Annotated in this window: 18 protein-coding genes, 1 tRNA gene and 1 pseudogene; 18 read left to right on the top strand and 2 right to left on the bottom strand. The window is 65.7% G+C overall.

Translation table 11 applies throughout. From position 1 onward, the window contains the following. The first annotated feature begins 82 nt into the window (after nucleotides 1-82). The 16 genes from IEW19_RS01555 (at nucleotide 83) to IEW19_RS01480 (ending at nucleotide 16,254) form a co-directional block, all read left to right on the top strand. Nucleotides 83-832, top strand: a complete 750-nt coding sequence (locus IEW19_RS01555; RefSeq protein ID WP_188569917.1) for a DedA family protein — start codon at nucleotides 83-85, stop codon at nucleotides 830-832. Nucleotides 833-871: 39 nt separating this feature from the next. Further along, entirely contained in the window at nucleotides 872-2,002 is a 1,131-nt protein-coding gene (locus IEW19_RS01550) for an adenosine deaminase (RefSeq protein WP_188569916.1), read from the top strand. Nucleotides 2,003-2,063: 61 nt separating this feature from the next. Beyond that, nucleotides 2,064-2,654 (top strand): MazG nucleotide pyrophosphohydrolase domain-containing protein, encoded by a 591-nt coding sequence (locus IEW19_RS01545; protein ID WP_188569915.1) that lies wholly within the window; start codon nucleotides 2,064-2,066, stop codon nucleotides 2,652-2,654. Between the two features lie 118 nt (nucleotides 2,655-2,772). Continuing rightward, entirely contained in the window at nucleotides 2,773-4,053 is a 1,281-nt protein-coding gene (eno, locus tag IEW19_RS01540; RefSeq protein ID WP_188569914.1) for a phosphopyruvate hydratase, read from the top strand. 137 nt (nucleotides 4,054-4,190) lie between these two features. After that, nucleotides 4,191-4,874: an FtsB family cell division protein gene (locus tag IEW19_RS01535; protein WP_188569913.1), complete on the top strand. Its 684-nt coding sequence runs from the start codon at nucleotides 4,191-4,193 to the stop codon at nucleotides 4,872-4,874. A gap of 27 nt (nucleotides 4,875-4,901) precedes the next feature. Continuing rightward, on the top strand, nucleotides 4,902-5,573 hold the full coding sequence (locus IEW19_RS01530; RefSeq protein WP_188569912.1) for a DUF501 domain-containing protein: 672 nt from the start codon (nucleotides 4,902-4,904) through the stop codon (nucleotides 5,571-5,573). Further along, entirely contained in the window at nucleotides 5,570-6,517 is a 948-nt protein-coding gene (locus IEW19_RS01525) for a Ppx/GppA phosphatase family protein (RefSeq protein ID WP_188569911.1), read from the top strand. Before IEW19_RS01530 ends, IEW19_RS01525 begins: the two co-directional genes overlap by 4 nt. 4 nt (nucleotides 6,518-6,521) lie before the next feature. Continuing rightward, nucleotides 6,522-7,934: a S8 family serine peptidase gene (locus tag IEW19_RS01520; RefSeq protein ID WP_188569910.1), complete on the top strand. Its 1,413-nt coding sequence runs from the start codon at nucleotides 6,522-6,524 to the stop codon at nucleotides 7,932-7,934. A 34-nt stretch (nucleotides 7,935-7,968) separates the two neighbouring features. Beyond that, nucleotides 7,969-9,435 carry an NAD(P)/FAD-dependent oxidoreductase gene (locus IEW19_RS01515; RefSeq protein ID WP_188569909.1) on the top strand — a complete coding sequence of 489 codons (1,467 nt, stop codon included), beginning with the start codon at nucleotides 7,969-7,971 and terminating at the stop codon, nucleotides 9,433-9,435. A gap of 113 nt (nucleotides 9,436-9,548) precedes the next feature. Further along, nucleotides 9,549-9,622 (top strand) — tRNA-Leu (locus tag IEW19_RS01510). Nucleotides 9,623-9,868: 246 nt separating this feature from the next. Beyond that, complete coding sequence (locus tag IEW19_RS01505) at nucleotides 9,869-11,101, top strand: branched-chain amino acid ABC transporter substrate-binding protein (RefSeq protein WP_188569908.1); 1,233 nt, start codon at nucleotides 9,869-9,871, stop codon at nucleotides 11,099-11,101. Between the two features lie 153 nt (nucleotides 11,102-11,254). Next, nucleotides 11,255-12,262, top strand: coding sequence for a branched-chain amino acid ABC transporter permease (locus IEW19_RS01500; RefSeq protein WP_188569907.1), 1,008 nt, complete (start codon nucleotides 11,255-11,257; stop codon nucleotides 12,260-12,262). Further along, entirely contained in the window at nucleotides 12,259-13,506 is a 1,248-nt protein-coding gene (locus tag IEW19_RS01495) for a branched-chain amino acid ABC transporter permease (RefSeq protein ID WP_188569906.1), read from the top strand. The genes IEW19_RS01500 and IEW19_RS01495 overlap by 4 nt, the downstream gene beginning before the upstream one ends. Then, the gene (locus IEW19_RS01490; RefSeq protein ID WP_188569905.1) at nucleotides 13,503-14,450 is read left to right on the top strand and encodes an ABC transporter ATP-binding protein; all 948 of its coding nucleotides are present in this window, start codon (nucleotides 13,503-13,505) and stop codon (nucleotides 14,448-14,450) included. The genes IEW19_RS01495 and IEW19_RS01490 overlap by 4 nt, the downstream gene beginning before the upstream one ends. Further along, nucleotides 14,437-15,150 (top strand): ABC transporter ATP-binding protein, encoded by a 714-nt coding sequence (locus IEW19_RS01485; RefSeq protein WP_188569904.1) that lies wholly within the window; start codon nucleotides 14,437-14,439, stop codon nucleotides 15,148-15,150. Before IEW19_RS01490 ends, IEW19_RS01485 begins: the two co-directional genes overlap by 14 nt. 186 nt (nucleotides 15,151-15,336) lie before the next feature. After that, complete coding sequence (locus IEW19_RS01480) at nucleotides 15,337-16,254, top strand: Bax inhibitor-1/YccA family protein (RefSeq protein ID WP_188569903.1); 918 nt, start codon at nucleotides 15,337-15,339, stop codon at nucleotides 16,252-16,254. A 109-nt stretch (nucleotides 16,255-16,363) separates the two neighbouring features. Here IEW19_RS01480 and galK read toward each other — a convergent pair whose 3' ends face one another. Both galK and galT read right to left on the bottom strand, forming a co-directional pair. After that, nucleotides 16,364-17,545 (bottom strand): galactokinase, encoded by a 1,182-nt coding sequence (gene galK, locus IEW19_RS01475; RefSeq protein ID WP_188569902.1) that lies wholly within the window; start codon nucleotides 17,543-17,545, stop codon nucleotides 16,364-16,366. Next, nucleotides 17,542-18,699 (bottom strand): galactose-1-phosphate uridylyltransferase, encoded by a 1,158-nt coding sequence (galT, locus tag IEW19_RS01470; RefSeq protein ID WP_188569901.1) that lies wholly within the window; start codon nucleotides 18,697-18,699, stop codon nucleotides 17,542-17,544. The genes galK and galT overlap by 4 nt, the downstream gene beginning before the upstream one ends. 100 nt (nucleotides 18,700-18,799) lie before the next feature. Between galT and IEW19_RS01465 the strand changes: the two genes are divergently transcribed. Next, nucleotides 18,800-19,765 carry an aldose 1-epimerase family protein gene (locus IEW19_RS01465; RefSeq protein ID WP_188569900.1) on the top strand — a complete coding sequence of 322 codons (966 nt, stop codon included), beginning with the start codon at nucleotides 18,800-18,802 and terminating at the stop codon, nucleotides 19,763-19,765. A 36-nt stretch (nucleotides 19,766-19,801) separates the two neighbouring features. Continuing rightward, nucleotides 19,802-21,110, top strand: a pseudogene (locus IEW19_RS01460) (AI-2E family transporter). Nucleotide 21,111: the final 1 nt, after the last annotated feature.

The following is a 21,111-nucleotide window of genomic DNA, read 5'->3' as shown; positions in this document are numbered from 1 at the left end:
CCCCGCATGGGACACTTAGGGACGATTTCCGCTTTGGCTGCGGCGCATTTGGCTGTGCCATTTTTTACAGGAGCAACACCGCGTGGAGTTTATTAATGGGGCCGTGCTCCATGCAGCGGGCCAGTGGTGGATTTACCCGGCGCTGCTGGTGTTTTTTTTCGTGGACGGCTTCGCCATGGTGGTCCCCAGCGAGACCCTTATCGTGGCGCTTGCAGCATTCTCCCGGCACAGCGGCGAACCCAACCTCTGGATCCTCGGCCTCACCGCCCTGGTCGGCGCCATCTGCGGCGACAACATGGCCTACCTGCTGGGCCGCAAGATCGGCCTGGACCGGTGGGGATGGATGCGAAGGCCCAAGGTTCGAAAAGTCTTCGCCTGGGCCCGCTATGAGCTGGAGAAACGCGGCGCGGTGCTGATCTTCACCGCCCGGTACATCCCGTGGGGACGGGTGGCCGTCAACTACGTGGCCGGAAGCACCGGCTTCTCGCACCGCAGGTTCTTCGTCTTCGATGCCTTCGCCTGCGTGACCTGGGTGGGCTACTCCCTTGGCATCGGCGTGTTGGCCAGTTCCTTCCCGTGGCTGCACCACAACCCGCTGCTGAGCGCCGGCATCGCCGTCGTGTTCGCGATTGTCCTGGGCATCGTCATCGACCACGCACTCCGCTGGTGGCACAAACGGCTGGGCAGGCACGACGCAACTGATACGGATGATATGGACGGATGGACCGAAGGCTCGGCCGGCTCCGGGCACGAGGGTCGGCCCGGGACCCACCGGCCCGGGACCCAGGCGTTCGTGGTGCCGTCGGCAGAAGCCGGTCCCGCAGCCAAGTAACGGCTGGCTTTGAACTCCGCCCCACCCTAAGGTGGGAACGTGACTGAGCCCATTGTTGACGCCGCCCCTGCCATCGATTTTGACCTGAAGAGCCTGCCCAAGGTTTCCCTTCACGACCACCTGGACGGAGGACTCCGTCCGGCCACCATCATCGAACTGGCCGAGGCCGCTGGCCACACGCTCCCGTCGACAGACCCCGTAGCCCTGGGACAGTGGTTCCGCGAATCGGCAGACTCCGGATCCCTGGTCCGTTACCTGGAAACGTTCGACCACACAGTGGCCGTCATGCAGACCTACGACGGCCTGTTCCGCGTGGCCAAGGAATTCGTCGAGGACCTCGCCGACGACGGCGTGGTGTACGGCGAAGTCCGGTGGGCGCCCGAACAGCACCTCCAAAACGGCCTCACCCTCGATGAAGCCGTAGAAGCCGTGCAGGAAGGGTTGGAGGCCGGCGTCGAGGCTGTCTCCGAGACCGGGCGTGAGATCCAGGTGGGCCAGCTGATCACCGCAATGCGCCACGCCGAGCGCGGCCAGGAGATCGCCGAACTGGCGGTCCGCCACCGCAACAAGGGCGCTGTGGGCTTCGACATCGCCGGCGCAGAGGACGGCTTCCTGCCCAGCCGCTTCAAGGACGCCTTCACCTACCTTGCCCAGCACAATTTTCCCGCCACAGTGCACGCCGGTGAGGCAGCCGGGCTGGACAGCATCCAGTCCGCACTGGTGGACGGCCGGGCCTTGCGGCTGGGACACGGCGTCCGTATCGCCGAGGACATCATGGTGGAATTCGACGACGACGACGAGGCTACCGTGGGCCTGGTCACCCTCGGCGACCTGTCCAGCTGGGTCCGCGACCGCGGCATCGCCCTGGAAATCTGCCCTTCTTCCAACCTCCAGACCGGCGCAACCGCCGAGTTCGGCGAAGGCATCGAAAGCCACCCGCTGGACATGCTCTACCAGCTGGGCTTCAACGTCACCATCAACACGGACAACCGCCTGATGAGCGGCGTCACCCTGACAGATGAGTTCAACCTGCTGGTGGAAACGTTTGACTACGACCTCGACGACCTGCTGGAGCTGACCCTGAACGCTGCCGAGGCGTCCTTCCTGCCCCTGGAGGAAAAGGAAGCGCTGGTGGAGTACATCAACGACGCCTACGCCAACCTTGGCTGACCAGACACCCGGCGAAAGACTCGTCACTGTTATTGCCCAGTTGCGCGAGCATTGTCCCTGGATGGGCGCACTTACGCACGCATCGCTGGTGGAGTACCTGCTGGAGGAGGCCTACGAGGTGGCTGAAGCCATCGAGGACGGCCACCCCGACGCCGAACTCCAGGGGGAGCTCGGGGACGTCCTGCTCCAGGTGGTGCTGCACGCCCGGCTGGCGGAGGAGCGCGGCTCGTTCACGTTCGACGACGTCGCGCGCGGCCTGGGTGCCAAAATGGTCCGCCGGAACCCGCACGTCTTCAGGCCTGACGGCTCCCTGCAGGACAGCTTTCCCGCCACCTTGGAGGAGATCGAGCAGAAGTGGGACGCGGTCAAGCGGGCCGAACGCCCGGAGCGGCGCCACGCTTTTGACGGAATCCCGGAGGCCCTCCCGGCGCTGGCAAAGGCACAGAAGTCGTTGGACCGGGCAGACCGTGCAGGTCTTGGGCTCCCAGCGGGGGTTCCCGTCCCCGCAAACGAGGACGAGCTCGGAAACCTGCTGCTCGCCGTCGTGCGTTCTGCCCGGGACGGCGGCATGGACGCCGAGCGCGCCCTGCGTGCCGCGGTCGGCCGCTATCAACGCGACCAAGGTCATCAAAACGACCAAGCACCATCATGACGTCCAGGCCTTGGCCGGGTTGAGTAACCCGGAGCACTCTCGACTACGCTGGTCCGTGACGAGTACGTCGAGTTTTCTGCCTGATTCCCCCCGTTAATCGCCCATAAGGAGCAAATTCATGGCGCTTATCGATGCCATCCACGCCCGCGAGATCCTCGATTCCCGCGGCAACCCCACCGTAGAAGTTGAAGTCCTGCTGTCGGACGGCCAGATCGGGCGCGCGGCGGTTCCCTCAGGCGCCTCCACCGGTGAGCACGAGGCCGTCGAACTGCGCGACGGCGACAAGAGCCGCTACCTCGGCAAGGGCGTGCAGAAGGCCGTCGACGCCGTGATCGACCAGATCGCCCCCGCCCTGACCGGCTTCGACGCCACCGACCAGCGCAGCATCGACCAGGCCATGCTGGACCTGGACGGCACCCCCAACAAGGGCAAGCTCGGCGCAAACGCCATCCTGGGCGTTTCCCTGGCCGTTGCCAACGCCGCCGCAGCCTCCGCTGACCTCCCGCTCTACAAGTACCTGGGCGGCCCCAACGCGCACGTCCTGCCCGTGCCGCTGATGAACATCCTCAACGGTGGATCCCACGCCGACTCCGACGTCGACATCCAGGAATTCATGATCGCCCCGATCGGCGCCGAGACCTTCTCCGAGGGCCTGCGCTGGGGTGTCGAGGTCTACCACAACCTCAAGTCCGTCCTGAAGGAAAAGGGCCTGTCCACCGGCCTCGGCGACGAAGGCGGATTCGCTCCCAACCTGCCGTCCAACCGCGCCGCACTGGACCTGATCCAGGAAGCCATCAAGAACGCCGGCTACACCCCGGGCAAGGACATCGCGCTGGCCCTGGACGTTGCCTCCTCCGAGTTCTTCAAGGACGGCGCCTACCAGTTCGAAGGCAAGGCACTGTCGGCCACCGAGATGAGCGCCTACTACGCCGAGCTGGTCAACGACTACCCGCTGGTTTCCATCGAAGACCCGCTGGACGAGAACGACTGGGAAGGCTGGAAGACCCTTACCGACACCATCGGCGACAAGGTCCAGCTGGTGGGTGACGACCTGTTCGTCACCAACCCCTCAATCCTGCAGCGCGGCATCGACACCAGGACTGCCAACTCCCTGCTGGTCAAGGTCAACCAGATTGGCTCGCTGACCGAGACCCTGGACGCCGTCACCCTGGCCCAGCGCGCCGGCTACACCACCATCACCTCGCACCGCTCCGGCGAAACCGAGGACACCACCATCGCCGACATCGCGGTGGCCACCAACGCCGGCCAGATCAAGACCGGCGCCCCGGCCCGCTCCGAGCGCGTTGCCAAGTACAACCAGCTGCTCCGCATCGAAGAGGAACTGGACGACGCCGCACGCTACGCCGGACGCGGCGCCTTCCCGCGTTTCAAGGGCTAGTAGCCGCCTAAACCCATCCGCGGTGGCTATGGTTGAAAGACCATAGCCACCGCTGTTGTTTCCAGCAGCATTTGTTCCAGCAGTGATTATCGAGTACAGATAGTGGCGGCCCAGGCAGGCTGCGTTTCAGGAGTGTGATGGCTACCCGCCGCCCCAAAGTCCCCAAGGCCGCCCCCGCCCGTCCCGCCAAGGAAACGGCCGACGACGGACCATCCGGCGGTGCCGAGGTCATCCGGGCCGATTTCCGCCCGGCCAAGGGCGCCGACAAGCCGGGCCCCGCACCGTCAAAGGACAACCACGGGCGTGGAACCGCAGGCCACGCCGGAGCGGGGAAGACGGGGGAGGCCCGCAAAGCCAAGCCGTCGCACGGACGCCAAGGCAGCAGCCCGGTTGACGGGAAGGATGTCCGGAACACCGAAGAGGACCAGCACCCCGTCCCCGCCAAGGCGTTCTCCGGCCGCATGCTCGCACTGGCCGTAGTGATGATCGCCATCACCATCATGCTGGCGCCAACCGTGAAGATCTTCTTCGACAAGAAGGCCGAAATCGACGCACTCAACGCCGATATCACCGCACGCCAGGCCCAAGGCGACGCCCTCCGCCAGCAGGTTTCACGCTGGCAGGACCCCAACTACGTCAAGCAGCAGGCCCGCGACCGCATTAACATGGTTATGCCGGGCGAAACCGGCTACTGGGTTTTTGGCAGCGATGAGCCGGCCGGAGAAAGCAGTAGCCCCGCCGGCGCAGCAGCACAAGACCCCGCCGATCTGCCGTGGGTGGATTCCCTGTGGGAGTCCATCAGGCGCGCGGCCACAGACTGAACCGCACAGGAAGGACGGCCCGCGACAGTGGAACACAACACGGCAGCCGCCCGGGACGAATCCCGCCAACCAACAGCACACGACCTTGAAGTACTGAGCAGGCAGCTGGGACGTCCCGTCCGCGACGTCGTGGAGATTCCGGCCCGCTGCGTCTGCGGGAACCCCTTGGTGGCCGCCACCGCCCCCCGGCTCAGCAACGGCACCCCGTTCCCCACCACCTTCTACCTGACGCACCCGGTGATCACGTCCGCGGTTTCCAGGCTTGAAGCTGCGGGCGTCATGAACAGCATGAACGAACAGCTCGCCGGTGACGCCGCGCTTGCCGCAGCCTATCGGTCAGCCCATGAGGACTACCTGGCAGCGCGCCGGGCCATCGGGCAGCGTTCCGGCATCGGCCCCGTCCCCGAAATCGACGGCGTCTCTGCCGGCGGGATGCCCACCCGCGTCAAGTGCCTGCACGTCCTGGCAGGCCACTCCCTGGCGGTTGGCAGCGGCATCAACCCCCTGGGCGACCGGGCGCTCGAGATGATCAGCGAATGGTGGACAGCGGACAAGTGCTACTGCGACGGCGCCTGGGACACCACCGGAGAAGCGCCTTCCCGGGACCTCAGCCGCCACGGGCCCCAGGGCCTGCCCGGCATCGTTGGCCGCCCTGCTCCTGTGCGGAAGCCCGCCGCCACAGCAGAGGCCGCGGAATGACCCGCGTGGCCGCCATCGATTGCGGCACCAACTCCATCCGGCTCCTGATTGCCGACATCGACCGCAGCAACGGCAGCACAGCCCTCACCGACGTCGTCCGGGAGATGCGCGTGGTCCGGCTGGGCGAGGGCGTTGATGCGACGGGCGAACTCGCGCCGGAAGCGCTGGAACGTACCTTTGCCGCAACGGCTGACTACGCCCGGCTGATCAACGAGCACGGCGCGGAGCGGACCCGTTTTGTGGCCACTTCCGCAAGCCGCGATGCGCGCAACCGGGACGTCTTCGTGGACGGCATCAGGGACTTGCTGGGAGTCGAACCGGAGGTTATCTCCGGGGACGAGGAAGCGGCGTTGTCCTTTGCCGGGGCGAGCAGCGTCCTGCCCGTCCTTGATGGCCAGCAGGTGCTTGTGGTTGACCTCGGCGGGGGAAGTACCGAGTTCGTCCTGGGTACAGCTGCCGGTGTCACCGCGGCCAAGTCCGTGGACATCGGCTGCGTGCGGCTGACCGAGCGGCACCTCCGCAGCGATCCGCCCACCGCCGACCAAATTGCCGCCGCGGAAGCCGACGTGGACGCTGCCATTGCCCGGGCGGGCCGTGACGTGCCGCTGGAGCTCGCAACCGCCGTCGTCGGTGTTGCCGGGTCCGTCACCACCATCACCGCGCATGCGCTCCGGCTGCCCGAATACTCGCCGGCCGCAATCCACGGCGCGGCTCTGCCCATCGGGGAAGTCCGCGACGCGGCCAGCGAGCTGCTGGGCATGACCCGCGCCAGCCGGGCTGCGCTGCCGTATATGCACCCCGGACGCGTGGACGTCATCGGTGCCGGGGGACTGGTGTGGCGGCGCATCCTGGAACGGGTGGGGGAGTTGAGTGGCGGGAGGGTCACTGAGGCCACGGCAAGTGAGCATGACATCCTTGACGGCATCGCGCTGAGCATCGGTTAGGCCCATGCATTCCACCCCAGCTTCCACCCCGCCTGTGTCCCGGGCGGCGGCGGCCATCCTGGCCGTCCTCCTGGCAGCGTGCTGCCTGTGCGCCGGCCTCTTCACCGCGCCCTCCGCCAGGGCCGACGAGTGGCGCGACAAAGAGTACTGGCTGGCGGACTCGGGCATCACCAAAGCCTGGGAGGTGTCAAAGGGCGCCGGTGTGAAGGTTGCAGTCATCGACAGCGGCATCGACGCCCAGCACCCTGACCTCAAGGGCGCCGTCGTCGGCGGTTACGACGCATCCGGTTCCGGCCAGCCGGACGGCCAGAAAAGCGTCGGTTCCAAGCCCGAACACGGCACCCTGGTGGCCACCATGCTGGCAGGCCGCGGACACCAGCCGGCCAGTGCGAGCCCCAGTCCCAGCCCCAGTCCCGGAGCCGCGGTTCCCCCGGACGGCATCATGGGTGTGGCACCTGAAGCGCAGCTCCTTTCCGTCTCCACCTGGCTGGGCTCACCCAACCCCTCGGGCAAAAGCGACCAGGACCAGATCCCCGAAGCGGTCCGCTGGGCCGTGGACAACGGCGCCAAGGTGATCAACATTTCGCTTGGCAGCACAACGCCGCAGTGGCCGCAGAGCTGGGACGCGGCGTTCCTTTATGCCGAACAAAAGGACGTGGTGATCGTTGCCGCGGCCGGGAACCGCGTCGGCGGCAACACCCAGGTGGGAGCCCCTGCCACCATTCCGGGTGTGCTCACTGTTGCTGGCCTGGACCGCAAGAACGTGGCCAGTGTTGACGCCTCGTCGCAGGGGATCAGCATCGGCGTGGCTGCCCCTGCCGAGAATCTCCTGGGCGGTCTCCCTGGCGGGGGCTACGCGGAGTGGGCCGGGACGTCGGGGTCCACCCCGATCGTCGCGGGCGTGGCAGCCCTGATCCGCTCCAAATGGCCGGACATGAGCGCTGAACAGGTGATCAACAGGATCGTCTCAACTGCAAAGGACGCGGGTGCCCCGGGCAAGGACCCGCTGTACGGCTATGGAATCCTCAATGCCGAGGCCGCGCTCAAGGCCGACGTCCCGCAGGTTTCGGTCAACCCGCTGGGCACCATCGCCGAATGGATCCGTGTGCACAGGCGCGGCAACGCCGCTCCCGCAACCCCTGTGCCCACCGCGACGTCGGCACCCAGCGCGGCACCCACGCTGCCGGAAGCCACCGTCCCCGCTGCCAAAGCGCCCTCCCAGCGCGACAGTGCCATCGGCGCCGCCGTCGTGATCGGTTTTGCTGTCCTGTTCGTGGCGATCATCGCAGCAGCTGCCATCCAGCTCCGGAGGGTTGCCCGCAACCCTGCCGTTGCCGGCGAGGAGCCGGACACGGGCGTGGTGGAAGGGGTGCACCCGCGCCCGGATCCGCACGTTACGGACCGCCGACCAAGTTAGTGAAGATTTTCACAAACTGAGCTATCCTTAAACTATGGCAACCACCCCACAGCTCCAGGACCGTCCCAGGGTACTCGTCGTAGGCGGCGGCTACGTCGGCCTGTACGTAGCACTGAAACTGCAGAAGAAGATCGCGAATGCCGGCGGCATCGTCACCGTCGTTGATCCCCTGCCTTACATGACTTACCAGCCCTTCCTTCCCGAGGTGGCCGGCGGCAACATTGAAGCCCGCCACGCGGTGGTATCCCACCGCCAGCACCTCAAGCAGACGGAACTGATCCAGGGCCGCGTTACCTCGATCGACCACGTGAACCGGACGGCTGTGGTGGCTCCCGCCGATGGCGGCGAAAACTTTGAGGTTCCCTACTTCGACGTCGTGCTCGCCGCCGGCGCCATCACCCGCACCTTCCCCATCAAGGGCCTTGCGGACAAGGGCATCGGCCTGAAGACCATCGAGGAAGCCGTTGCCCTGCGCAACAAGCTGCTGGAGCGCATCGAGGTTGCCTCCACCATGACGGACCCCGCCGCCCGGGCCAAGGCCCTCACCTTCGTGGTGGTCGGCGGGGGCTTTGCCGGCATCGAATGCATCACCGAGATGGAAGACCTCGCCCGCGCGGCAGTGCGCAACAACCCCCGCATCAAGCAGGAGGAAGTCCGCTTCGTCCTGGTCGAAGCCATGGGGCGCATCATGCCCGAGGTCACCGCCAAGCAGGCTGACTGGGTGGTGGAGCACCTGCGGAGCCGAGGCATCGAGGTCCTCCTCAACACCTCCCTGGACAGCGCCGAAGGCACCCTGAAGCTCATCAACCTTCCGGACAAGACCCCAGCCCAGGAGTTCGAGGCAGACACCCTGGTGTGGACGGCCGGCGTGCAGGCGAACCCGATGGTCCGCTCCACCGACTTCCCGCTTGAACCCCGCGGCCGCGTCCGCGTGCTGCCGGACCTTCGCATTTCCGGCGACGAAGGCATTGTTGAGAACGCCTGGGCCGCCGGCGACATCGCCGCGGTTCCGGACCTCACCGGCAAGGGCCTGCCGGACGGCACCTGCGTCCCCAACGCCCAGCACGCCCTGCGCCAGGCCAAGCGCCTCGCCAAGAACCTTTGGGCCTCACGCTGGGAAAAGCCACTGACGGACTACAAGCACAAGAACCTCGGTGCCGTAGCGGGCTTTGGCGAATGGAAGGGTGTTGCCAACATCAACCTCCTGGGCCGGATTGGCCTCAAGGGCGGTCTCGCCTGGCTGGCCCACCGCGGCTACCACGGCATGGCAATGCCCACGTTTGAGCGCAAGTTCCGCGTCATCCTGAACTGGATCATCGGCTTCTTCGCCGGGCGCGACACCACGCAGCTTATGGACCTGGACAACCCCCGTGGCGCCTTTGTTTCGGCAGCCACCCCGGCCCCGAAGCCTGCCGCTGCACCAGCAGCGGTTCCGGCGGGCGGCTCCGGCGCCACGTCCACCGCCGCTCCCAAGGAAACGGTAGCGGCCAACGCCAAGTAGCGCGCCTGTTCCACCACGCTTCACAGCGTCCGACGGCGGCTGTCCCCTTTACGGGGCCGGCCGCCGTCGGCGTTTCCAGCCAACGCGCTGTGGACAGGTACCATTGATCCCGCGCCCCAGTAGCCCAATTGGCAGAGGCAGCGGACTTAAAATCCGCGTGTTGTGGGTTCGAGTCCCGCCTGGGGTACAGACTGTCCCTCCCGGCGCCTCCGGTGCCCGGACACCAGGAAGCCGCCTGCACCGCAGGCGGCTTCCCGCATTTAATTCCCCGGAGGAAACGACTGTTATAAGGCTGTGACCTCAGTCACTTAGCTTCGCCGCTGTCTATGCACTAGCTTGAAGCTAAATCAGGAATACCTGGTCCCATTCCGGGCGCCGAAGCGCCCCTTGATCCGCACGCGCATCGCATGGCCCTGTTTCGGAAGGCAGACAAATGTACCGAAAGAAAGTCCTCACCTCGTTGGCGGCGGCAGCCACATTCAGCATGCTGCTGTCGGCCTGCGCCAACCAGGCGGGCCCCGGCACCACCGAAAGCTCCGGCTCGTCCGGCAAGGTAAATATCCCCGCCATTTCGAAAGTGGATGTCCCTGCCGGTGCGGTGAAGCCCGCCGGCGACGGCAAGGCAACCTGCCCCGCAACCACCACCCTGGCCTACGCGGGCGCACAAACCGGCCCCAACGCCCAGCTCGGCGTCAACATCTTCAACGGCATCCAGCTGGCCATCGACCAGCACAACAAGGCCAATGCGGGCTGCCAGGTCCAGTTCAAGAAGTTCGACACCGAAGGTGACCCGAACAAGGCCACAGGCCCGGTCACCCAGCTGGTGAGCGAGGCGGACATCGTAGGTGTCATCGGCCTTCCGTTCTCGGGTGAATCCAAGGCCACCGGCAACATCTTCGAACAGAAGGGCCTGGTACACATCACGCCGTCGGCCACCAACCCCGGCCTTACCGGCAACGGCTGGACCACCTTCTTCCGGGGCCTCGGCAATGACGCCGTCCAGGGACCGGCCGCCGCCAAGTTCCTCACTGGGAAGCTGGGCGCCAAGAAGGTATACCTGGTCCAGGACGACTCCGATTACGGCATCGGCCTGGGCACCTCCACCTCGGCCGGCCTTGGCAGCGCACTGGCCGGGACGGAAAAGGTCACCACAGGGCAGAAGGACTTCTCCGCGGTCATCTCCAAGATCATGAACGCGAAGGCTGACGCGGTGTTCTACTCCGGTTACTACGCCGAGGGAGCACCGTTCGACCAGCAGCTGGTTGGAAAGGGTTTCACCGGAACGTTTGTGGCACCTGATGGTGTCAAGGACGACCAGTTCATCAAGCAGGCCGGCGACGCCTCCAGCAACGCCTACTTCACCTGCCCCTGCCTCCCGGGTGAGCTGATCCCGGAATTCGCGTCGGCCTACAAGGACGTTTCCAAGGGAAGCGAACCCGGAACGTACTCCATCGAAGGCTACGACGCCGCAACCGTCCTCCTGTCCGGCATCGATGCAGGCAAGCAAAGCCGTGCGGACCTGCTGGCCTGGGTCAAGGCCTATGACAAGGACGGCCTGAGCAAGCACTACAAGTGGGATGCCAAGGGCGAGCTCCAGGCGCCGACCGTATACGGCTACAAAGTGGAGAACGGAAAGATCGTTCCCGTCGGCCCCATCGGGGAGTAGCAGCCACGCAGGAAACCGGCTGTGGGGGCCAGCACCAGCGGCCCCCACAGCCTTTTCTTCGCTTGGCAGCAGCCCAGGACCAAGTTAAGTCAATAGATACAAGTCCCACGGCCGGGCCCACAAGGCCGCGTGCAACTGGATCAGGATGTTCCCATGCTTCCCTCTCTTGTCCCACTACTCCCGACGGAAAACGACTGGATCACCTTCGACATACCGTCCCTGGCCGAGAACTTCTGGAGTGCCACCTTTGACGGCCTCACGTTCGGGGCCATCTATGCGCTCGTAGCGCTGGGCTACACCCTGGTTTACGGCGTCCTGAACCTGATCAACTTCGCCCACTCGGAAGTGTTCATCGTTGGCTGCTACGCAGTCTTCTTCACCCTCAGCGGCCTTGGCTTCGGTCCCTCGGTTCCCAGGCTCGACATCTGGGCCATCATCTTGAACCTGCTGCTGGCGCTGGTCCTGGCCATGCTTGCCTCGGCATTGACAGCCTTCCTGCTTGAGCGCATTGCCTATAAACCCCTGCGGAACCGGAACGCGCCCCGCCTGGTCTTCCTGATCACCGCCATCGGTGCTTCCTTCACCATCCAGTACCTCATCTACCTGTGGCGTGGTCCCAGCCCCGAACTGGCCCTGACCATGTTCCGGCCGACGCCAATCTTCGACGTCTTCGGCACCATCATCGATTCCCAGCAGCTGGTGATCATCATCGCCGCGGTGATCATGATGGTGGCCACCGACAGGTTCATCAGCAAGTCCCGCACCGGCCGCGGCATCCGGGCAGTGGCCCAGGATCCTGACACCGCCACGTTGATGGGCGTCAACAAAGAGCGCATTATTGTTACCACCTTCATCATCGGAGGCCTGCTCGCAGGAGCCGCAGCCTTGTTCTACGTCATGAAAATCCCGTCCGGTGTCCAGTACAGCGGTGGATTCGTCCTGGGCATCAAGGCGTTCGCTGCCGCAGTGCTCGGCGGCATCGGCAACGTCCGCGGGGCCCTGCTGGGCGGCCTGCTGCTCGGCCTGATCGGCAACTACGGCCAGATCCTGCTGGGCAACTCGCAGTGGACCGACGTCGTGGCGTTCGTGGTGCTGGTTCTTGTGCTGCTGCTGCGGCCCGAAGGCATCCTGGGAACCTCCCTTGGAAGGAGCAAAGCATGAGTATGACGGACGGCCCCACGCCGATGCAGACAGTGGCTGCCGAGCAGGCAGCAGAGGACCGCGAAGCTTCGTTGAAAGCCGCAGGGAGAAGCGACCACCGGCAGCCGGGGAAACGCAGGTTCGGTAACCTTTCGGACCGGTGGCAGGCCCTGTCCCGGCAGCAGCAGTGGGGCTTCCTGGTGATCGTGGTGGTACTGGCCTATCTGCTCCCGCTGATCAACCCGCCCATCATCACCACCGAGCCGGGCAACAACTTTGCCCTGGCCTGCTTCGATATGGCCCGGTTTGCGCTCATCGCCGTCGGCCTCAACGTCGTGGTGGGATATGCCGGCCTGCTTGACCTTGGCTATGTCGCCTTCTTCGCAGTGGGCTCCTACTGCGCAGCCATGTTGACCAGTCCCGACTCGCCGTACCTGCACATTCCCTACCTTTGGACGCTTCCTGTAGCCATGGCGGTCACCATGTTCTTCGGCGTCATGCTGGGTGTGCCCACCCTGCGCCTCAGGGGCGACTACCTTGCCATCGTGACCCTCGGATTCGGTGAAATTGTCCGCATCCTGGCCACGATCATCCCGGCCATGAAAGGCCAGGTGGGCTTCCAGAACGTTGGCCACCCGCCGGGTACCGCGGTTGACGGAACGCCAATCTTCTCCAACTCGAACGGCGTGCCCTGGTACTGGCTGACGCTGACCATCATCATCATCGTCACCCTCCTGGTGGGCAACCTGGAACGCAGCCGGGTGGGCCGCGCCTGGATTGCCATCCGGGAAGACGAGGACGCCGCCGAAATCATGGGCGTTCCCACCTTCAAGTACAAGGTGTGGGCATTTGCCATCGGCGCTGCGATCGGCGGCCTTTCGGGTGCCCTCTTCGCCGGCCAGGTGGGGTTCGTCAACAACCAGAAATTCGACGTCACCACGTCCATCCTGTTCCTCGCCGCCGTCGTGCTCGGCGGAGCAGGCAATAAGGTAGGCGCAATCCTGGGCGGAGCCTTGGTGAGCTACATCCCGCTGAGGTTCACGGCCATTGCCGAGTACAAGTACCTGATCTTCGGGGTTGCCCTGGTGCTGATCATGATTTTCCGTTCCCAGGGGCTGCTCCCGGCACGGCAGCGGCTGCTGGCCTATGGCAGGACGGCAATGAACCAGATCACCAGCCGGAATGGCAAGGAACCGACGGACAAGGACAATCCATCAGCCGGTCCCGGCGCGCGTGCGGTCCGGCAGAAAGGAGCGGAGGCATGAGCTCCGAGGAAAGGCAAGGCGGCTCAAGCAGCGTGGAGGAGCAGCCGGCGGGTGACGGTTCCGCTGCCGTTGCGCCCGAGATGGACATCGAGGCCCTGGCCGAGGCAGGGGTTAACCAGGAACTGGCCGAAAAGGTGGCGCCGGACCGCGACATCGCGGTCAAGGTTGGCGACAACATCGTTGAAGTGCAGAACCTGACCATCAAGTTTGGTGGACTCGTGGCGCTGGACAACGTCAGCTTCAACATCAAGCGTGGCGAAATCCTGGGGCTCATTGGACCCAACGGTGCCGGGAAGACTACCTGCTTCAACGCGATGACCGGCGTATACAAGCCCACCAGCGGGAAGGTGATGCTGGAGGGCCAGGTCCTCAACGGCATCAAACAGCACAAAATCACCCGCCTGGGCCTGTCACGGACCTTCCAGAACATTCGGTTGTTTGGCGAAATGACCGCCTTGGAGAACGTGGTGGTGGGCCTGGACGCCCGGCACCGGACCAGCGTAGGCGGGGCACTGCTGCGCCTGCCCACGCACATCAGGGAGGAAAAGTCGGCCATCACGCGCGGCATGGCACTGCTGGACTTCGTGGGCATCAGCAGCCATGCGCATGTCCTGTCCCGGCAACTGCCGTACGGCTACCAGCGCAGGCTTGAGATTGCCCGCGCCCTGGCCACCGACCCTAAGGTGCTGTGCCTTGACGAGCCCGCGGCCGGCTTCAACCCGGCGGAAAAAGAGGAGCTGATGGCACTCATCCGCACCATCCGGGACGAGGGCTACACCGTGCTGCTGATTGAGCACGACATGAAACTCGTAATGGGCGTGACCGATCGGATCGTAGTGCTGGAATTCGGGAAGAAGATCGCGGACGGACTGCCGCGCCAGATCCGCGAAGACCCGCGGGTAATCGCAGCCTACCTAGGGGAGCCTGAAGATGACGTTGCTTGAACTTGACGGAGTGTCCGTCCACTACGGCCGCATCCAGGCCCTGCGGGACATCTCCTTCACCGTCAACGAAGGCGAAGTGGTGGCGCTGATTGGTGCCAACGGTGCCGGCAAGACCACCACAATGCGGACCATTTCCGGCCTGCTGAATTGCTCCGAAGGCAAAATCACCTTCGCGGGCCAGGACATCACGAAGATGAAGGCCCACATCCGGGTGGTCCACGGGATTTCCCAGGCTCCCGAAGGGCGCGGCATCTTTCCCGGCATGACGGTCATGGAGAACCTCGACATGGGAACCTTCGGCCGCAAGGACAGGAGCGGTGTCGCCAAGGACCTGGAACGCGTCTTTGACCTGTTTCCCCGGCTGAAAGAGCGGGAGAAACAGTACGGGGGAACCATGTCCGGCGGTGAGCAGCAGATGTTGGCTATTGGCCGTGCGCTGATGTCCAATCCGAAACTGCTGCTGCTGGACGAGCCGTCCATGGGCCTGGCACCGCAGTTCATCCGCCAGATCTTCAAAATCATCAAGGAAATCAACAACCAGGGGACCACCGTCCTGATGGTGGAGCAGAACGCCAACCAGGCCTTGGCCGGGGCGCACCGGGCCTTCGTCCTGGAAACAGGGGAGATCACCCACAGCGGCACTGGGAAGCAGCTACTGGAAGACCCCTCCATCAAGGAGGCCTACCTGGGCGTGGGGTAGCAGGGGGCCGGCGGGCCTATTCCTGTTGAAGGCAGGGGTCCGCCGGCGCTCCGGTGCGGAAGAGGACGCGTCGGTCACGGTTCGGTTGCGACCAAGCCCCTTGGGAACTTTCGCTGGTCCCCCGGCGTGGGAATTGGTAGCGTCACAAGAAGCTCATCACCCACACCCACATGGAGGACTCCCGCAATGGCACATGGCGGCAACCCGATCTTCAACGGAAAGAGTTTCCGTGGAGCCACCCAGGCACCGCCTGTCCCGCAGGCTCCCTACGGCGCTCCCTACGGCCAGCAGCCGTACGGCCAGGCGCCCTACGGCCAGCAGCCGTATGCCCAGCAGGGCTGGGGCACGCAGCCCCAGAGCATGACGGACGATCAGCTGAGGCAGATGTACGCCCAGCCGTCGGCAGGTCCGGCGGACACCGGGCGGATGACATTCGACGACGTCATCATGAAGACCGCCGCCTGCCTCGGCGCCGTCCTGGTGGGCGCTGCCATCACCCTCACGGTGGGGCTGTCCCTTGCCTCGATGCTGATGATTGTTGGTGCCCTGGGCGGCTTCGTGCTCGCCCTGGTCAACACCTTCAAGAAGCAGCCGTCTCCGGCCCTGATCCTGGCCTACGCAGCCTTGGAAGGACTGTTCCTCGGCGGCCTGACCCGGATCCTGGACACGCAGTTCCCCGGCGTGGGCCTGCAGGCTGTCATTGGCACCCTGTCCGTCTTCGCCGTCACCCTGCTGCTCTTCAAGAGCGGCAAGGTCCGCGCCACGCCCCGGGCCATGCGGTTCTTCATGATCGCCATCATCGGCTACGCGGTTTTCTCACTGGTCAACATGGTGCTGGTCTGGACGGGTGCCGTGCAGGAGCCGTTCGGGCTGCGCACAAGCGTCGAAATCTTCGGCATCCCGCTGGGCGTCTTCATCGGACTGCTCGCCATCGGCCTCGCCGCTTTCTCGCTCATCATGGACTTCACCAGCATCGAAGAGGGCGTCCGCAACGGAGCGCCGCAGCGCTTCTCATGGACGGCCGCGTTCGGCCTGACAGTAACGCTCGTCTGGCTGTACGTGGAGATCATCCGCCTGCTGGCGATCCTCCGCGGCAACGACTAGGCATCTCCGGCGGCTTCCGCCGTCGTAAACCAAACAACCGTGGGCCCCACCAACCAGGTGGGGCCCACGGGCGTTAATGTGCTGGTGCCGTCAGGAAGTCCGGGCGTGCCTAGGCAATGCGCGTCGCTCCGGCGGCGGGGGAGACGGTGAAGATATCCGGCGCCGCAAAGCCGGCTTGGGCAAAAGCCTTGGCGACGGCGTCACGCACCTTCCGCTCGGCGTCCACCGGGGTCAGGGCGATCGCCGCCCCGCCGAACCCGCCGCCCGTCATGCGGGCACCAATGGCGCCATGGGCCTTGGCGGTATCCACGGCCAGGTCAAGCTCGGGGCAGGAGATTTCGAAATCGTCGCGCATGGAGGCGTGGCTGGCGTCCAGCAGGGGACCGATGGCGCCGGGGCCGGGGCCGCCCAGCAGCTCCACGGTTTGGAGCACCCGGTCGTTCTCGGTGACCACGTGCCGCACCCGGCGGAAGGTGACCTCGTCCAGCAGTCCGCTGGCTTCGTCAAGGTCGGCCACCTCGATGTCCCGCAGTGCCTTCACCCCCATTACCTCCGCACCCAGTTCGCACGATGCCCGCCGTGAGGCGTAGCCGCCGTCGGCGTGCGAGTGTGACACCTTGGTGTCGATCACCAGGAGCGCCAGGCCGGCGGGTTCGGTCTCAAATGGAACAAGGTGCGCCGTCTGGTCCCTGCAGTCCAGGAAGACGGCGTGGCCCTTGGAACCGCGCAGGGACGCGGACTGGTCCATGATCCCCGTGGGGGCTCCCACGAAGTCGTTTTCCGCGCGCTGGGTTGCCAGCACCATGTCCTCGGCCGCCAGGCCGGCGCCCGTGAGGTCGTTGAGTGCGGTGATGACGGCGCATTCGATGGCGTGCGACGACGACAGGCCGGCACCGAGCGGGACGTTTGAGTCCAGGAGCAGGTCCAGTCCGGGGACGCCGACGCCCCGTTCCCGCAGCGCCCACATGACGCCCAGGGGGTATTTGGTCCAGCCTTTGGCTGTTCCGGGCCGCAGGGCCTCAAGCGTGGTGGTAACGACACCCTGGTCGCCGTAGGTGGACAACAGCCGCACGGTGGAATCCCGGCGGACGGCGACGGCCACCCGCGCGGTGCGGTCGATGGCGAAGGGCAGCACGAAGCCCTCGTTGTAGTCCGTGTGTTCCCCGATGAGGTTCACCCGCCCGGGCGCCTGCCAAACGCCGTCGGGAGCGCTGCCAAACTCTTGCTCAAAGCGGGCGCGGAGGTCCCCGTGGGCGGCAGGTGCGGCCGTGGCCTGGTCCTGGGTACTCATGCGGAGGCTCCTTCCGGGGTGGCAGCCATGGCCGCCACGGGCGTGGACGACGGCGGGACGGCCACACTGCGCAGCCGTTCCGCCACGCTTTCCGGGGTGGTGTCATTGATGAAGGCGCCCATGGCAGCCTCCGATCCCGCCAGGTACTTCAGCTTATCGGCCGCCCTGCGCGGGGAGGTCAGCTGGAGGTGGAGGTAGCCGGCCGGCCGCAGGACGTCGTCAAGCGGCGCCTGGTGCCAGGCGGAAATGTAGGGAGTGGGCGTGGGGTACAGTGCGTCCACACGCTTGAGGAGGTCGAGGTAGACCTGCGCCAGCTCATCCTTTTCCTCTCCGCCCAGTGCGGCGAGGTCGGGCACGCGGCGGTGCGGGACCAGGTGGATCTCCAGGGGCCACCGGGCTGCGAAGGGCACGTAGGCGCTGAAGTGCGTGCCTTCCATGACCATCCTGCTGCCATCCTCCCGCTCGGCGCGCAGCAGCGAACCGGTCAGGGTGTCCCTGCCGTCCGTCGCGTCGTAATATTTCCGGGCCGCCGCACCCAGGACGCCGGCGCGGGGCGTGACGTAGGGGTAGGCGTAGATCTGCCCGTGCGGGTGGTGCAGCGTCACGCCGATGTCGGCGCCGCGGTTTTCGAACGGGAACACCTGCTTGATGCCTTCCATCGCGCTCAGGGCGGCGGTGCGCTGCGACCACGCTTCGATCACGGTGCGGGACCGCTCAGCGCCCAGGCCGCTGAAGGATCCGGTGTGTTCGGGGGTGAACGACACGACTTCGCAGCGGCCGTAGGCAGGACCTTTCGTTCCCCACGCAGCATGTTCTGGGACCGGTCCCAGGGCCGGCCCCAGGGAAGGGAACCGGTTTTCGAAGACCACGACGTCGTACTCGGCGGCTGGAATCTCGGAAGCGTTCCCCGGGGTGGTGGGACAGATGGGGCATTGGTCTGCCGGCGGCAGGTGGGTGCGGGCTTGACGATGCGCCGCAACGGCCACCCATTCGTCAGTCAGTGCATCGAAGCGGACCTCGCCCGGTTCCCCCCGCGGGGGCAGGCCGCGGTGGTCAGTGGTGAGGTGCCCGGCGCGGGAGGTGCTGGTGCCGGCATCGTCGAAGTAGATCAGCTCCCGCCCGTCGGAGAGTCTGGTGCTGGTAATCCCTGTCATGCAAAAAGTTTTGCACAAACGATCAAGTATGAATAGTTAACAACAAAATGTAACAACCGGGGGATGGAGGTGCGGCGCTGGCCGCTGTACGGTAATGCCCATGACTGCTTCTTCCGAACAGGGAACTTCCGCCGCTGCATCTGCCCGGCCCTGCGCTACCGGACGGCAATACGAGCTTCGCCGGGGCGACGCCGTGGCCGTGGTCACCGAGCTCGCCGCCGGGCTCCGTTCGTTCAGCCGGGGCGGTGTCCTGCTGACCGAGACCTATGGCGATGACGAGATTTCTCCCGGCGGGGCGGGCATCACGCTGGCGCCATGGGCCAACAGGGTGGAGGACGGGCAATGGTTCCTTGATGGCAGGAAGCAGCAACTGGACATCACCGAAGTGTCCCGCAACAACGCCAGCCACGGCCTGCTTCGTAACACCGGCTACGCCCTGGTGGGGGAGTCGCAGCACGCGGTGGCGCTGGAAGCCACCGTCTTTCCGCAACATGGCTACCCTTTCCTGGTGCGGCACCGCGTGGAATACCGGCTTTCGGATGACCTGGGGCTTCATGTCCGTCAAACCCTCAGCAATGACGGCACGGCAGCCGCGCCGTTCGTCCTGGGCGCGCATCCCTACCTGCGGCTTGGTGACGCCCCCGTTGAGGAACTGCAGTTGACCGTTGCCGCCGAGACCCGGCTGGTGACCGATGAGCGCTTGATTCCACGCAGTTCGGCCCCTGTTGACAGTGACGCTGACTTCCGTTCCGGCCGGCTCATCGCGGAGCTGGCAGTGGACGTCGCCCTGACGGACCTCCACTACGACGCCGGCAAGGCCCGGCACATCCTGGCTGCCTCCGACGGCAGCCAGGTATCCCTCTGGCAGGATGAAGCCTGCCGCTACGTCCACATCTACGTGAGCACGGTCTATCCGGGCCGGACCCGCGCAGTGGCCGTGGAGCCCATGACGGGGCCGGCAAATGCATTCAACTCCGGTGACGGACTCCGGTGGCTGCCCTCCGGGGAGTCATTCAGCATGGAATGGGGAATCGACTACAGGCCCGGCGGGGCGCCCCAGCAGTAGTTTCCCATTGCGCCGCTGCTGCGGAAGTATTGGGCCATGACTCCAAAAGAGGACGACTTTCCCCCGGGCCGCCAAGCTTCCGTGCCCGCGCCCGCCGCGGCTGCACCGCTGCGGGTCCTGACGGACCGTGAACTGGACAAGGACATTCCCTACGGCATCCGCATTGCGGCATCCTGGTCGTGGCGCCTGGGCCTGATACTGCTGATGACGGGGACGCTGGTCTGGCTGCTCAGCCACATCACCCTCCTGATCATCCCGATCATGGTAGCCGCCCTCCTGGCGGGGCTCCTGAGCCCTGTCACCGCTCGGCTGACGCGGCACGGACTGCCCGCAGGCCTCGCCGTCGCCGTGACGGTCCTTGGTTTCATCGGCGTCATCGCCGGGGCGCTGGCACTGGTGGGCAGGCAGTTGGTGGTCGGGTTCGGCGAGCTCTATTCCCAGGCCCTCGAAGGCATACGGCAGGTCCAGGACTGGCTGTCCGCCGGACCCCTGCACCTCACCGCCGCCCAGATCGACCAGTACGTCAAGGAAGCCACCGACGCGCTGCAGAACAACAGCAGCAGCATCGTCAGCGGTGCCCTGTCCTTCGGCAGCACGGCGGGGCACTTCGCCGCAGGTATGCTGCTGGCCCTCTTCATCCTCATCTTCTTCCTCCTGGAAGGTGACCGGATCTGGGCTTTCCTGGTCAGGATGCTGCCCCGGAAGGCCCGGGCTGCAACCTTCGGTGCAGGCCGCAAGGGCTGGTCGTCCATGGTCAGCTACGCGCGCATCCAGATGTTCGTCGCCGCTGTTGATGCCATCGGCATCGGCGTGGGCGCCGCCATCCTTGGTGTCCCCCTTGCGCTTCCCTTGGGCGTGCTGGTCTTCCTCGGTTCGTTCATTCCGGTGGTGGGCGCCCTGGTCACCGGCGTCGTCGCCGTCCTGCTGGCCCTGGTGGCCAACGGCCCCGTGAACGCCCTGGTCATGCTGGCTGGAGGGCCACATCCTGCAGCCCCTGGTCATGGGCAAGGCGGTGTCGCTCCACCCCGTGGCAGTGATCCTCAGCGTCGCGGCAGGATCCTACCTGGCCGGCATCCCCGGAGCGCTGTTCTCCGTACCCATCCTGGCCGTAGCAAACTCGGCCGTTCGCTACATCGCCGCCAGAACGTGGGAACATGAACAAGTGCCGGCAGTTGCCGGGAAGCCCATCACGGCCGGAGCAGTCGGGGACAACACCATCAAGGACGTTGAACCGCCGGGTGCATCCGATGCCGGGAGGGACACCGCGGCCGGCACTCCAGCCGAACACCGCGATGCCCGCACCTCCTCCCCGGAGGGCACCGGGGCAGAACCCAGAGGAGAGTAGT

This window comes from Arthrobacter liuii, assembly GCF_014639275.1.
Taxonomy (GTDB): Bacteria; Actinomycetota; Actinomycetes; order Actinomycetales; family Micrococcaceae; genus Arthrobacter; species Arthrobacter liuii.
This window is presented reverse-complemented; position numbering and strand designations above follow the sequence as displayed.